This is a genomic window from Celerinatantimonas marina (assembly GCF_046054165.1).
In the GTDB taxonomy this organism is placed as follows: domain Bacteria; phylum Pseudomonadota; class Gammaproteobacteria; order Enterobacterales; family Celerinatantimonadaceae; genus Celerinatantimonas.
The window spans coordinates 115,965-131,450 of sequence record NZ_JBFNXK010000009.1 but is presented as its reverse complement, the minus strand read 5'-3'; the positions used below and the strand labels follow the sequence as shown (position 1 = coordinate 131,450).

Below are 15,486 nucleotides of genomic sequence, written 5' to 3'. Positions count from 1 at the left end.
AATGGGTATAAATAGTCGTGTTTTTGTTGCTGGTCATAACGGTATGGTTGGTAGTGCAATTGTGCGTCAGCTTCGTAAATTGGGTTATAAAAATATTATTACCAAAAATTCTAAGGAGTTAGATTTACGAAATCAATTGGCAGTCGAAGATTTTTTCAGTCAGAATAAAATAGATGAGGTCTATTTGGCAGCCGCTAAGGTAGGGGGTATTTATGCGAATAATACTTACCCCGCGGAGTTTATTTATGACAATCTGATGATTGAAAGCAATGTGATTCACCAGGCTTACAGGCATGGTGTAAAAAAATTATTGTTCTTGGGGTCGTCTTGTATCTATCCGAAGTTAGCAAAGCAGCCAATGGCTGAAGATGCATTGCTAAGTGGTTATCTTGAACCAACAAACGAGCCCTATGCAATATCAAAAATTACAGGGATTAAGCTATGTGAATCTTATAATCGGCAGTATGGTGTTGATTATCGAAGCGTTATGCCTACGAATCTTTATGGTCCAGGGGATAATTTCCATCTCGAAAACAGCCATGTGGTACCGGCTTTAATCCGTCGAATTCATGAAGCTAAGCAAAAGAATGATCCAGAGGTGGTTATTTGGGGTACAGGTACCCCCCGGCGTGAATTTTTACATGTTGATGACATGGCTGAAGCCTGTGTTTTTGTGATGAATTTAGATAGTACAATTTACGAGTCTAATACTCAGCCAATGTTGAGTCATATTAATGTAGGATCAGGTCGTGACTGTACTATATTAGATCTTGCAAAAACTATTGCTAGGACTATTTCTTATGATGGATTGATTAAAACTGATCCGAGTAAGCCAGATGGTACGCCTAAGAAGTTAATGAATGTTGAACGACTTCGAAAATTAGGATGGCAGGCGAAAATTGGCCTTGAAGAAGGAATTAGTGATGCATATCAATGGTTTTGCAATCATGAAAGTGAACTTCGGGGAAGTGTCTAGAGTTGTAGTTATTTTTCATAGAACTAGTAGCATGTGTATTTCTTAATTATATAGAATCTATACTATGATAAGTGTTATTGTTGTAACATTTAATAATAAAGAAGGTCTAAGATTAACATTAAAGTCCATTATATATTTTCTGCATCACCATAATTGTTCTAATGTAGAAGTTATTATCAAAGATGGGGGATCAACTGATGATACTAAAGAATTTATAGATTGGTTTTATAAATGTTATCCAACTATATCTAATACTATCAGATTTATTTCATCTAATGATACTGGTATATATGATGCGATGAATCAAGCTATCGAATACTGTAGTGGTGATCATGTTATTTTTATGAATGCAGGGGATGCATTCTATACAAATTCTTTATCTTTAATATTATCTAATCAATTGGATAGTAATATTATCTATTATGGTGATGCGATTTTTTATGATGATAGAAATCGATTTGAGAAGATATATAAAATTGATTCAGTCAGCTGTTTTTTAAAACATAATCCATTTAATCATCAGGCAATACTCTATCCAAGAAAGTGTTTCAATGCAAAAACTAACTATAATACAAACTTAGTTATAAGTGCTGATTTTGATTTCACATATGCTTGTTATGTTAATGGAGTTTTATTTAAAAAGTTAAATCAAACTATTGCTATATGTCAACTGGGTGGTATTAGTTGTATAAATTCGATTAGATCTTATCAAGATAGAATATCTTCATTTAAAAAAAATGGTCCGAAATATGGTTTTTGTTTAATGATGATAAATTATCCATTTTTTATTATAAAAAGTCGATTGATTGTCTTTTTAGATAAAAAAAGGATAATGCATTTATATAGAAAGTTAAAATATAAATATGTATAGATATAATATTTCACATAGGAAATTATTATATATACTTTCATCAATCAGAAATTTTCATTTATTTGTTATTTGTTATTTGTTATTTGTTTAATATTTTGACAGTATCAATTTCATCTTGTTTGAAGATAATAATTTTTAGATAATTCCCATATAAGATTTCAAATATTTAGTAATTTGATTAAGTAAAAATTATAACTATCAATGAAAGGATTGTACTTTAAATGAAGTTATACAGAGAAGATCTTAAATTTTTAATCTATTTTCTTCCACTCTTTATATTGAAAATAATGAACATTACAGCGGATAGTAAAATACTAATGGTAATGGGTGTTATTTCTGTAATCGTATTTTGTGACAATATTAGTAATAAAAAATATAGCCGAAATTATTTTTATATCTTTTCTGTATTATTATTTTATTCTTTAGTTTTAGTTATTACTAATGGTAAATATGCCGTTTTTTTCTCTATTATGACTCTTGTTGCAATGAAGGATCTCATAGAAATTAAGAATGTTTATAAAATTTGTTTTTATATAGGATCATTATTCCTTATTATTGCGTTACTTAGATCTGGATCTGGTCAAGAAACAACTAGATATATAGATGGAGAATGGCAATCCATACTTAAACGTAATAATATTTTGTACGTAGCTTATACTGCTATTATCTGTTTATATATACTCTTTAAAAGAGATGGTCTTAAGATTCGTAATATTTTCGCATTGATAATTCTAAGTTATCTTGCGTATAAGTATATTGGCTCTAGGACTGGATTTGTCTCTTTATTATTTTTTCTGATTTTTATCTTACTATTTAAAATCAAAGCTATTAAAAATATATTAATAATAAAGTACAGTTGTATTCTGTCTCCTCTAATACTAATGTTAGTTTCTTTATTTACTGGCTTGTACTATGAAAAATATCGGTTACTATTTTTTGTTGATGCATTATTTCAAGGACGTATTGCTCAGAATAATGCTTATTTAAATCGATATGATATTAAACTGTTAGGGCAGCATATTTATGAAAATATGAGTAGTAGTAATTATTGGGTTTTAGATAGTGCTTATATTGATATGCTTATTCAAGTAGGGGTCATATCTTCTATCCTATGGATTATATTTAATATAATAGTTATTAAATATATGTATGATAAAAACAGAATGGTTGAAGTAGGGATCTTGCTTATGTATACAGTATACGGATTTAATGAAACATTTTTACCAAATTGTTTTTTAAACATGTCATTTTTTATATTCGGTGAATTTATTCATGAAAAAACTATGTCGTATAAGCTTTGTAAATATTCACGTCCTTGTATGAAATTATAAGGTAGTATTTTTAAAGATAAAATTGTTCTAGATACTTAGCTTTTTGATATTTTTTTATATATTATATTTAATAATAATATATGTAATAATAATATATGTAATACTTACCTGTAATAATACATTATTTGGTTTTGCTAATCCTGATAGGAGTTATTTAAAATATTTATTATTTTGCGGTGATATGTTATTTATTAATATAATTTTTTGTAAAAGAGTATTTTGATTTTTGTTATGTTTATTTATGATAAATATCACTGCATCTTCTGTTAAAAAATAAGTATGGTTTATTTATTCTATTTATTTCAAAAGTTAATCGACAAAATAAAATATATGCGGATATCAAATTTTAAGTTAAATACAGGACTGTATACATTTGCAAACCCTGGTAGTTATTTTCTTATTAAAAAATTATTAGATAGTTCCAGTTATAATAATCAGTTTACTGTTTGTGCTGATGGCGTATCTCTAGTTATTTTAGAGAATCTCTTTAATAAAAATACTATCAGTAGATATAGTTTTGACTATACATCCATAGCTGATGAAGTCTTTAGTTTTTGTGTAGAACAAGAAAAGCGAGTCTCGATTGTGGGTACTACGGATGAAAATATTGGCGTCTTTGTCGATTTTTTGAAAAATAAATATACCAATATTAATATATCATTATTTTCTAGTGGTTTTTTCAAATCTGACTTAGAACGCTCTCAATTAATAAGAAATATTGCGGATCGAAAAGTTGATGTTGTCGTTGTTGGTATGGGGAGTCCATATCAAGAGAAATTTCTCATAGACTTAAGTAATTATGGATGGAAAGGATATGGTTTTACATGTGGAGGATTTATCGATCAAACAGTTATGAAAGGGGAAAAATATTATCCTGATATAGTTAATAAGTTAAATCTAAGGTGGCTTTATCGACTTTTTAAAGAACCACAGAGACTTGCCTATCGATATCTGATTATTTATCCATTTTTTCTCTTGAAATATTTAAGGTCAATATAATGAAAGTGGCTTTTTTTGGGATCACTGCTAATGAGAATATGAGAGGCGTTGAGAGGTATACTGTTGAACAATTATCCTCACTGCTAAAATTATATGATGATTTATTTGTGACTCTATTCTGTGGTTCTTGGCAATATAAATATTATAGAAAATTGTTGGATAGTGATAGAGTTAATATAAGGATTGTTAAGATTCCAAATAGAAAGATATTTCGGCATCTTTTTTGCGCGTTTGTATTTCCTTTTTATGTTATTAAATATGATTTGGTGCATATTAATAATACGTTGCCTATCTTGTTTAAATTAGGAAAGAAGTATGCTGTTACTATTCATGATTTAGCAGAATGGTTTGTTCCAGAAAAATATTCTCCGATCCAGATCGCATATAGAAAAGTAATTGGCTTCATGTCAGCTAGACGAGCGGATAAGATTATAACTGTTAGTGCTTATTCTAAAAAAACCATCCAGGAAGTCTTTCATATCAAACCTGAAAAAATAGTTGTTACCTATTTGGGGGCGGAGCATTGTTTGGAAAAAATCGACTTAAGTATCAATCGTCCGAGTGGATTACCTTCAAAATATATTCTATATTGGGGAGTGATAGAGCATTCAAAGGGAATTATAGAGTCAATTAGGGCATTTAACTTAATTAAAGATAAAGATGTCAAATTAATTGTATGTGGTAAGGAAGGAAATGCTTTTTCAGAATTCACTAGATTAATTAAAAATAATGACAATATAATATATAATGGCTTTGTTACTGATGAAGAATTATATTCTTTAATTAAGAATTCTTTGTGCGTTATATTTCCTTCTCTTTATGAAGGATTTGGGTTGCCAGCTTTAGAAGGCTTTTGCCTTAACGATAATATTGTTTGTTCATCAACTACTTCCTTAGGTGAAATCTCAGCACGTTTCGCATGGCAAGTTGATCCTAAAAGCATTAATGAATTAGCTTTGAAAATAGCTAATGCTATTAAGTATCCTAAATATTTCACACAAGATGAAAAAACATCAATATTAAAATATTTTAGTTGGGAAAAATCATCACGTATATTATATCATTGTTATAATGATTTAATTATAGACAATTAGTTTTTAATTAAATAAATGTATTTAGGTAAAAATAAATATCTCTTTTTGTTGAAATTTATTTCATATATAAATAAATTCGTCCCAAGATAGATATATATAAGAGAATAGATACTGGTATAAAACTAATTAACATCATCATGTTATAAAGAATAAGGTAATAAATAATGATTCTTCCTGTCATTATGTGTGGTGGCTCTGGTAGCCGTCTATGGCCACTTTCGCGGACTACATTCCCTAAACAATTTTTATCATTAGTTTCCGAACGGACGATGTTGCAGGACACTATTGTTCGTTTAAATAGTTTGGATATGCAGGCACCTCTGTTTATCTGTAATGAAGAACATCGCTTTATTGTAGCTGAGCAGCTAAGACAATTATCATCAGATTATAGCGGCATTTTATTGGAGCCTGTTGGTCGAAATACTGCTCCAGCCGTAGCTTTATCAGCATTGAAAGCAGTTCAAAAGGGTGACGATCCTTTGTTATTGGTACTTGCGGCGGATCATGTGATTCAACATGTGCCTCGGTTTATTCAAGCCGTCAACCAAGCAGAGATATTGGCTGAGCAGGGGCAATTGGTCACTTTTGGTATTGTTCCAACTGAAGCGCATACAGGCTATGGCTATATTCGTCAGGGGCAAATAATCGGTAAGGGATATCAGGTGGCAGAGTTTGTTGAAAAACCTGATTTAATGACTGCTCAAAATTATTTAGAAAGTGGTGATTATTTTTGGAACAGTGGCATGTTTTTATTTAAAGCCTCTCGTTATATTGAAGAATTACGTCGCTATCGTCCTGATATATTATCTGTTTGTGAGAATGCATTATTACATACTAAGAATGATTTAGATTTTATTCGTTTGGATGCAGATATTTTTGCTGAGTGTCCTGATGAATCGATTGACTATGCTGTTATGGAGCATACTCAAGATGCCGTTGTGATCCCAATGGATGCGGGATGGAGTGATGTCGGTAGTTGGAGTTCATTATGGGAAGTGAACGATAAGGATGAACACGGCAATGCAATTCGTGGTGATGTGATGCTTGAGGATACCCAACATAGTTATATCTATTCTCAACACCGATTAGTTGCCACGGTAGGAGTTGATAATTTTGTGATCGTCGAGACCAAAGATGCCGTTTTAGTTGCTCATAAAGATAAAGTTCAACAGGTAAAAAATATTGTGGATCGTTTAAAAGCTGAGAATCGCTGTGAGCATTTGCGTCATCGGGAGGTGTTTCGTCCCTGGGGAAGTCATGATGTTATTGCAGAAGGAGAACGTTATCACGTTAAAAAAGTAGTGGTTAAACCCGGACAGCATACTGCTTTGCAGCAGCACTTTCACCGAGCAGAGCACTGGATTGTTGTGAGTGGGACGGCACGCGTACGTAATGGCGATAAGAGCTATTTAGTAAGTGAAAATGAATCGACTTATATTCCTATCGGGGCATCTCATTCGTTTGAAAATCCAGGGAAGGTTCCTTTGGTGATTATAGAAGTTCGTAGTGGTATTTATCTGAAAGAAGACGATATTGTGCGCTTGGATTCTGATGGAGTAGGGTATTAATGAGTCGATTAAATTGTTTTAAAGCCTATGATATTCGAGGTGAATTAGGTTCTGAATTAAATGAAGATATTGCGTATCGTATTGGCCGAGCCTATGCCCAGCATCTTCAACCAAAGAACATTATTGTAGGGGGGGATGTTCGTCTTTCCTCTGAATCATTAAAGCAGGCCCTTGCTAATGGGTTAATGGATGGGGGAGTAAATGTCATCGATATTGGGATGACTGGTACTGAGGAGATTTATTATGCGGCTCAGGTTCTCCCTGTCGATGGCGGTATTGAGGTGACGGCAAGTCATAATCCCATGAACTATAATGGTATGAAGTTGGTCAGGGAAGGTGCTCGACCCATTAGTGGTGATACCGGGCTTCGGGATATTCAGTCTTTGGTAGAAGCTAATGATTTTGTGCCGGTTGATGAACTCCTGCGAGGAACATTGACTGAGCTAGATCATTTAGATGCCTATGTTGATCACTTAATTTCATATATTACTCCTAAGCATTTTAATCCTTTAAAACTAGTTGTTAATTCAGGCAATGGTGCTGCAGGGCATGTGATTGATGCTTTAGAAAAACGGTTTAGCCAATTAAATGTTCCGATTGAGTTTATAAAAATACATCATCAACCAGATGGCTCTTTCCCTAATGGGATCCCTAATCCTTTACTGCCTGAAAATAGAGCTGATACAGCGAATGCCGTTATTAAATATGGTGCTGATTTCGGGATCGCCTGGGATGGCGATTTTGACCGTTGTTTCTTATTTGATGAGAACGGAAACTTTATTGAAGGTTACTATATTGTCGGGCTATTGGCTGAAGCTTTCCTGCAAAAACAACCCGGAAGCCGAATTATTCATGATCCCCGTTTGAGCTGGAATACTATCGATGTCGTAACGCATGCGGGCGGTGTTCCGGTGATGTCTAAAACGGGTCATGCTTTTATTAAAGAGCGAATGCGTAGTGAAGATGCGATTTATGGGGGGGAGATGAGTGCGCATCATTATTTTAAAACATTTGGATATTGTGACAGTGGCATGATCCCTTGGCTATTAGTTGCCGAACTATTGTGTGTGAAAAATTTAAGCTTGTCGCAGGCGGTGCAAATGCGTATTGCGGCATATCCATCATCAGGTGAAATTAACTCAAAACTAGTGGACCCTGAGCAAGCGATTGCGCGTGTTCGGGCGGCGTATGAATGTGATGCACTTCATGTGGATGAAACCGATGGAATTAGTCTGGAATTTAAAGACTGGCGTTTTAATTTACGCAGTTCAAATACGGAACCCGTGGTTCGGTTAAATGTGGAATCGCGTGCTAATATCCAATTAATGCAACGTAAAACAGAAGAAATACTAGAGTTACTGAGACAATAGTGTGTATAAGAGTATAACTATTATTTATATTGATTTAGTGTTAATTATTAATGTTGTTGTTAGTTGTATTTTAGGGAATGTAATATAACGTGGAGTAAAATGAATAATTTAATCTATAACTGGCGTGCCAATATTGGGGCTATTACTCGATTTATGGATTTTGTTGTTATTTTCATATCAACTTTGTTAATAGCTTATGGATATCATTATATTCCCACAAGTATGTATTTATTAGCTATTGGTACTATATTAATATTTTATTTTATATCTGAGTTTCAACATTTTTATGTTTCATGGAGAACTACTCCTTTCTTTTCTGAGGCATGGCAGGTTACCTTAATTTGGTTTTTTAGTGCTTTTATTGGTGTTAGCATTGTAACAATTTTAGATCAGAATATATTTTATGGACGTCGTCATCAGTTAACTTGGTTTGTTGTTACTTGGATAGTTTTGCTAGGGTATCGATATTTGACCCGTAAACTATTACGTTCTTTTCGAAATAGAGGGCATAATATTCGGCATGTTGCAATCGTTGGTACTGGAGAACTGGCTGGAGAGTTAGCATCAAGGATTCGCCGTAATTCATGGATGGGGCTCAAAGTTGAAGGTTTCTATGATGAAGAAAAAAATATAAAGTCCAATGAAGTGTCCTCACTTTGTCATGTTTATGATTTAAATCAATTGATTATAAAATCTCGTCAAAAAAAATTCGAACGTATCTATATTGCATTGCCCATAACTAATCAAAGCTGTATTAGCGATCTTATGAGAGAGTTATCTGATTCAGCATGTACTGTTCTTTATGTTCCAGATATTTTTACTTTTGAATTACTTAATTCAAGAGTTGATAATGTAGATGGTTTACCTGTTATCAATATTTATTCAACACCATTAAATGGAATGAATAGTTTTTTAAAAAGAGTTTTTGATTTGTTCGTGTCATTATTTATATTGATGCTTATTGCTATTCCTATGATTTTTATTGCAATTACAATAAAAATGAACTCTAAAGGCCCCATATTTTTTAAACAAACTCGCTATGGCATTCAAGGCAAGCCCATTAAAGTTTGGAAATTTCGTAGTATGACCGTTATGGAAGATGGAAACGTTGTAACCCAAGCGAAAGTAGGAGATAGTCGGTTAACGTCTGTTGGTGGCTTTTTGCGTAAAACGTCTTTAGATGAATTACCCCAGTTTTTTAATGTAGTTCAAGGAAGTATGTCTATTGTAGGGCCTCGTCCTCATGCTGTAGCCCATAATGAGATGTACCGTAAGGTAATTAATGGTTATATGTTACGGCATATGGTTAAACCAGGGATTACCGGGTGGGCACAAGTTAATGGTTGGCGCGGAGAAACCGATACACTTGAGAAGATGGAAAAAAGAGTAGAATATGATCTTGAATATATTCGTAATTGGTCAATTTTTTTGGATATAAAAATTATTATTCTAACAATATTTAAAGGATTTATGGGTAGAAATGTATATTGAATATATTCAATTTTTAGACATTTGAATAATTACTAAAATATTTTAGTAATGATTTTATTTGAAAATCATAAATATAATGGAGTTTACTGAGTTAGTGTCTATTATAGTACTGATTATATAAATTAGATTTACTTTGGCAGTTAATGCGCAAAGAACTGATCATGTTGGTATGATATCACCATTTTGTTTAAAACGGCTCGCGTCGTATTAAAGCGCGACGGTGCTTATTGATTTTGAGAGAATAATGATTATGAAAATAGCCATTGCTGGGACGGGGTATGTCGGGTTATCGAATGCAATGTTGCTCGCGCAGCATCATGAGGTCACTGCAGTTGATATTATTGAAGAAAAGGTGAATCTGTTAAATCGGGGACAATCCCCCATTGTAGATGCGGAAATTTCTGATTTTTTAGCCAATAAGATGCTGAATTTTAAAGCGACTACGGACGGTGATGCGGCTTATGCAACTGCTGATTTTGTGATTATTGCTACCCCAACTGATTATGATCCAAAAACGAATTATTTTAATACTCATTCGATCGAATCTGTTATTGAGCAAGTTTTACGGGTGAATACTCAGGCAATAATGGTGATTAAATCGACGATTCCCGTGGGTTATACTCAAGATGTGCAGCAGCGTTTTGGCACGGATCATATTATTTTTTCGCCGGAATTTTTACGCGAAGGGAAGGCTCTGTATGACAATTTGTATCCTTCGCGGATTATTGTTGGGGAACAGAGTGAACGTGCTAAAGAGTTCGCTAATTTGCTGGTCGAGGGGGCTGTGAAGAAAGATATTCCGATCTTATTTACACATTCGACGGAAGCAGAGGCGATTAAATTATTTGCTAATACCTATCTGGCGATGCGGGTCGCTTATTTCAATGAATTGGATACCTATGCGGTTACTAAAGGATTGGATCCTAAACAAATTATTGAAGGCGTGGGGTTAGATCCTCGGATTGGCACCCATTACAATAACCCTTCTTTTGGATATGGGGGGTATTGTTTGCCCAAAGATACTAAACAGTTGTTGGCAAACTATGAAGATGTTCCAAATAATCTGATTCGAGCCATTGTCGATGCTAATACGACCCGTAAAGATTTTATTGCTGATTCTGTATTGGCTAAAAAGCCCAGTGTGGTCGGTATCTATCGGTTAATTATGAAATCTGGATCTGATAACTTCCGAGCTTCTGCGATGCAAGGGGTGATGAAACGGATTAAAGCGAAAGGGATCGATGTTGTGGTCTATGAGCCGGTGCTGAATGATGATGAATTTTTTAATTCTAAAGTAATTCGAGATTTATCTGAGTTTAAAGCTATAAGTGATGTGATTGTGACAAACCGAATGACTGATGAATTAGAGGATGTTTCTGATAAGGTTTATACCCGAGATTTGTTCGGTGGTGATCGATAGATAGAAGAATGATGATATTCACTGTTGGGTTACAATCACTGTTTGTAGCCCGATGGTTGTTGCTACCTAAGTAGGTGAAATACCTTAATTTAGCTAAAGTTAGTTGAATAGATAGATTGTATTAGCGTATTTGTAATTAAGTTTGTATGGGGTATTTATGAGTGAATCCTTCATATCGAAATTTCTTTGATAAATCAGATATAAACTTAAATTACCTTTACCTTCCTGTGAGTCTTCCATCATGTATAAATGACATGATTTATTGTGATTAAAATAGAAGTAATCACTATTCAATCAGATTTAAGATTATCTAGAGTTACCCATTGATTATTGTATACTCACTAGTAGGGCAATTTATTTTGCTTTACTATTGAGTGTGCACATTCTGATACACGTGTATAAGGAGTATCTATGAAGAAAAGTGCGATTGCTGTATTGATCGCTTCGGCATGCCTGGTGGCTGGGCCTGTATTGGCTGCAACTGCTGGTGGTGATTCGAAAGCGGCTGCATCAGTCATCAATTCAGGTTCAGGTGCTGGTGGTGCCGGAGCAGGCGCTGGTGGTGCTGGTGGTGCCGGAGGAGTTGTTGCGGGAAGTACGACTGCGGTCGGTTTAGGGTCTGGTACGATCTCTACACTGTCGGCAATTGGTATAGCGGCTGCTGTAGGAACAACGGTTGCTATTGTTTCTAACAATAACAACTCTAGCTCGGGTACTACAGGAACATCAGGTACATCGGGTACGACTGGTACAACCGGAACCAACTAAGGTTGTGTTTGTTTAAGCAAAAGGCCAGCTTTGCTGGCCTTTCTTATGTTGCAATTTTATGATGAAACCGATTCTTCACTATGGATTATTGGCCAGTATATTTTTGTTATTGGAAGGATGTACCAGTGACAGCCATATGGCTTACCAAATGTTTCAAGATGCGTTAATTAAGGCCCCTGATGCGACGATGAGTGATGCTCAACTGGCGCAAATACCCTATTCACTCACTTATATTCGGTTGGGAGATGAACCTCGGGCAATGGTTGTGTTGGCCAAGGTGAGTGGTCCTGAACGAGTTTGGATTTCTAGTAATAAAGAAAGTTTAGTGACCCGTTATGGGCGTATTATTCGCACAGAGCATTTACAAGATGCCAATATTAGTAATATTACATTTGATCGTCACGACCCATTGGCGGATGGATTAGATGGATTAGCCAAAGCCAATTATAAGGCAAGTGGTTATGTGGACATGATGCCAGGATATCAGTACGGACTACCCTTCCAGACTCACTATACTGTTAAAGGCACCGTTCAGCAAAATATTGCTAATCATGCTAAACAATTGATTCAGGTGGATGAAGATTACGTGATTCCGGCATTGAATTATCATACGGTGAATCACTATTGGCTCGATCAGCATGGGCTGGTTTGGAAATCGGTACAACGCCCGATCCCTACCTTACCTCCTTTTACTTTGACTCTGTTAAAACCATTCCAACGAGACTTACAATGATAAATCAGCTCCGATGGATAGCTTTATTAATTGGCTTAATCGCTGGTCGGGCGGTTGCCGGCGATATGGCCTTGCAAGTGATGACTCAAGGCCAATTTGTTCACCCTCAAACGTATCAAGTTCCATCGAAAAGCCGCTTAGCTACTGTGATTAATCAGTGGCAGTTAAGCCCTCAGGCTTATCGATTGGGCATTGCATTGCTGCGTCGTGATGAACAGCGTTGGCAAAACCGTTTGCGGTGGGCATTACTTTATCAACTGGATGATGGCGGATTTAACACGGAAACTCGAACATCGTTGCATCACCAGATCTTAAAATTTGTTGCAACAGGGCGTGTATTAGAGCGATTTGATTGGGATTTAGTGGATCTGATCCCGAATCAAAATCGTCCTTTGCAGCAGGATGATACATTTGTTGCGCCGCTTAGGCCGAATACTGTTTCGGTGGGAGGCGCCGCCGAATCGGATTCATTGCCTTTTGTCCCCGGACAGACTGTTGCACAGTATATGAATAAAATTAATCGTTTACCGGGTTTTGATCCCAGTTATGTTTGGGTTGTTAGCCCTGATACGACATTTTATCGGGTTGGTGTAAGCTACTGGAATCGTGAACAAGCCTATCTGGCTCCCGGTAGTGTGATTTATGTTCCTTTAAAAGATACTTTATTTCATCATTATCAGGCCTTTAATCAATCGATGTTGAGATTATATGCGGCTCAGGAACTTCCTCATTAATATTATCGACGGACCGTTTATGCAATTTTCAAAATATTTATGTGTCTGCGTGTGCTTGCTGCCAGTGTCAGGATGGGCAGCCTGGTCAGATAAGGTAGAACCGTCTCGCTATGATTTTGGGGGGATTGGATTAATCCAGATGCCAACAGCGCGAATGGCTACGGATGGTGATGTTAGTTTCAACTATACCCGTATTGATCCATATATTTTTGGGGCGGTGAATTTGCAGCCCGTTCCTTGGATGAATGCAACCATTCGGTATGTAAATGTTACCAACCGGGCTTATGGTCCGGAGTCCCTTTCCGGTGATCAACATTATAAAGATAAAGGGGTCGATGCTAAATTTAGAATTTGGCAAGAAAGTTATTATATGCCGGATATTGCCGTGGGTTTTCGGGATTTAGGGGGAACAGGACTATTTTCTTCGGAATTCATCAATGCGACTAAGCGAGTCGGGCCTTTTGATATTACGATGGGATTCGGCTGGGGGTATATGGGGTCGGCAGGGGATTTATCCAACCCATTTTGCCGGGCCTCTAGTAAGATGTGTACTAGGGGATCAAATGGGAGTAGTGACGTTACTCGTGCAGGTAAAGTCAATTTTGATGACTTTTTCCGGGGACAGCGAACATCGGTCTTTGGCGGGATTGAATATCAAACCCCTTGGGAACCGCTGAGTGTCAAACTGGAGTTTGATGGCAATGATTATCAGAATGAGCCTAGAGATAATAATCAAGACCAATCGTCACGTTGGAATGTTGCATTAAATTTAAAACCCGCTCGTTTTATGAATGTGCAGCTCGCTTATGAACGTGGAAATACCTTTGCCTTTGGTGTGACATTACATGCCAATATTGTTAATGATGTCGTGAAGTATAAGCATGATCCGGCTCCTAAACCGTTAAAAGCCGTTGCTACATCTTCAGATAATCAGGATTGGGATAAAATCGCGAAAGAGTTCGCTGATAATGCTGGGCTTAAACCAGAAGCTATTTATCAGAGTCCACACGCATTAACTGTGGTCGGGACTCAAACGAAATATCGAGATCGTAAAGATGCGGATCGTCGGAGTGCTGCGGTTGCTTATAATTCGACGGGTTCTGAAACTCGCCAGTTTAGGATGATCGAGAAAGAAGATGGGATGGAAGTAACAGAAACCCATATCGGACGAGATGCATTCAAGAAAACACATGATGGCGATTACGATTTCAATCAGGTATCAACTTTTACTGCGACAACGAATGCACTGCCTCCGGAAGGTAAAAAAGTATGGCATAAACCGTATGACCCGTTGAGTTTTTCACTGACTCCGGGGTTGAACCAAAGTATGGGGGGACCGGATGGTTTCTGGCTGTATCAGGTGATCTTAAAAGGTGGTGCCAATCTACAACTTACGGATAACTTCGCCTTGAGTGGATCGTTATCGGTCAATATGCTCAACAACTACGATAAATTCAAATATGATGCTCCCAGTAATTTACCTCGGGTCAGAACCTATATTCGTGAATATTTGACCACATCGGATATTGGGGTTAATGACTTGCAGGCAACCTATTTTGGTCACCCGGCCGATAATTGGTATACCCAAGTCTATGGTGGATATCTGGAGTATATGTATGGTGGTGTTGGTGGTGAAGTACTTTATCGTCCATTGGGGAGTCCATTGGCTGTGGGCGTGGATATGAATGCGGTTCGTCAGCGTGATTTCGATGAACGATTTGGTTTCCGGGATTATAAAACAACCACTGGGCATTTGAATCTTTATTATCAACTTCCATGGGAACATATCACAGCTGAACTAAACATTGGTCGTTATCTGGCAAAAGATAAAGGTGCAACCTTGACCATGATCCGTGAATTCAGTAATGGTTTCAGAATTGGTGCCTATGCAACATTGACGAATGTGAGTAGTGAAGAGTACGGTGAAGGTAGCTTTACTAAAGGGATCTTCATTTCATTCCCGTTCGATCAGATTACGACTACTTCGACTGTTGGTCGAGGAACGCTGGGATGGACACCGTTGACACGTGATGGTGGACAGAAACTGATTCGTAAGTATGAATTGTATAATGTCGTTGAACAGCGTGGATATAATGAAATCCAGGCGCGTAAGCAGTAGCTTTATGATGTA

13 protein-coding genes are annotated in these 15,486 nt (G+C 36.1%); all 13 read left to right on the top strand.

What is annotated here, in order from left to right:
• Window position 1 precedes the first annotated feature (1 nt).
• The gene (gene fcl, locus ABUE20_RS11710; protein ID WP_408620111.1) at window positions 2-976 is read left to right on the top strand and encodes a GDP-L-fucose synthase; all 975 of its coding nucleotides are present in this window, start codon (window positions 2-4) and stop codon (window positions 974-976) included.
• Between the two features lie 64 nt (window positions 977-1,040).
• Complete coding sequence (locus ABUE20_RS11705; protein ID WP_408620110.1) at window positions 1,041-1,847, top strand: glycosyltransferase; 807 nt, start codon at window positions 1,041-1,043, stop codon at window positions 1,845-1,847.
• Window positions 1,848-2,068: 221 nt separating this feature from the next.
• Window positions 2,069-3,178: a hypothetical protein gene (locus ABUE20_RS11700; protein ID WP_408620109.1), complete on the top strand. Its 1,110-nt coding sequence runs from the start codon at window positions 2,069-2,071 to the stop codon at window positions 3,176-3,178.
• A gap of 279 nt (window positions 3,179-3,457) precedes the next feature.
• Window positions 3,458-4,177 (top strand): WecB/TagA/CpsF family glycosyltransferase, encoded by a 720-nt coding sequence (locus ABUE20_RS11695; protein ID WP_408620108.1) that lies wholly within the window; start codon window positions 3,458-3,460, stop codon window positions 4,175-4,177.
• Window positions 4,177-5,271: a glycosyltransferase family 4 protein gene (locus tag ABUE20_RS11690; protein WP_408620107.1), complete on the top strand. Its 1,095-nt coding sequence runs from the start codon at window positions 4,177-4,179 to the stop codon at window positions 5,269-5,271. The genes ABUE20_RS11695 and ABUE20_RS11690 overlap by 1 nt, the downstream gene beginning before the upstream one ends.
• Window positions 5,272-5,435: 164 nt before the next feature.
• Entirely contained in the window at window positions 5,436-6,839 is a 1,404-nt protein-coding gene (locus ABUE20_RS11685; RefSeq protein WP_408620106.1) for a mannose-1-phosphate guanylyltransferase/mannose-6-phosphate isomerase, read from the top strand.
• Window positions 6,839-8,209 carry a phosphomannomutase CpsG gene (gene cpsG / locus ABUE20_RS11680; protein WP_408620105.1) on the top strand — a complete coding sequence of 457 codons (1,371 nt, stop codon included), beginning with the start codon at window positions 6,839-6,841 and terminating at the stop codon, window positions 8,207-8,209. The genes ABUE20_RS11685 and cpsG overlap by 1 nt, the downstream gene beginning before the upstream one ends.
• A 99-nt stretch (window positions 8,210-8,308) precedes the next feature.
• The gene (locus tag ABUE20_RS11675; protein ID WP_408620104.1) at window positions 8,309-9,700 is read left to right on the top strand and encodes an undecaprenyl-phosphate glucose phosphotransferase; all 1,392 of its coding nucleotides are present in this window, start codon (window positions 8,309-8,311) and stop codon (window positions 9,698-9,700) included.
• A 250-nt stretch (window positions 9,701-9,950) separates the two neighbouring features.
• Window positions 9,951-11,120, top strand: a complete 1,170-nt coding sequence (locus ABUE20_RS11670) for a nucleotide sugar dehydrogenase (protein WP_408620103.1) — start codon at window positions 9,951-9,953, stop codon at window positions 11,118-11,120.
• A 411-nt stretch (window positions 11,121-11,531) separates the two neighbouring features.
• Window positions 11,532-11,888 (top strand): hypothetical protein, encoded by a 357-nt coding sequence (locus ABUE20_RS11665; protein WP_408620102.1) that lies wholly within the window; start codon window positions 11,532-11,534, stop codon window positions 11,886-11,888.
• 58 nt (window positions 11,889-11,946) lie between these two features.
• The gene (locus ABUE20_RS11660; protein WP_408620101.1) at window positions 11,947-12,621 is read left to right on the top strand and encodes a YjbF family lipoprotein; all 675 of its coding nucleotides are present in this window, start codon (window positions 11,947-11,949) and stop codon (window positions 12,619-12,621) included.
• On the top strand, window positions 12,618-13,355 hold the full coding sequence (locus ABUE20_RS11655) for a capsule biosynthesis GfcC family protein (RefSeq protein WP_408620100.1): 738 nt from the start codon (window positions 12,618-12,620) through the stop codon (window positions 13,353-13,355). Before ABUE20_RS11660 ends, ABUE20_RS11655 begins: the two co-directional genes overlap by 4 nt.
• A 19-nt stretch (window positions 13,356-13,374) precedes the next feature.
• Window positions 13,375-15,474 carry a YjbH domain-containing protein gene (locus tag ABUE20_RS11650; protein ID WP_408620099.1) on the top strand — a complete coding sequence of 700 codons (2,100 nt, stop codon included), beginning with the start codon at window positions 13,375-13,377 and terminating at the stop codon, window positions 15,472-15,474.
• The last annotated feature ends 12 nt before the right edge of the window (window positions 15,475-15,486 follow it).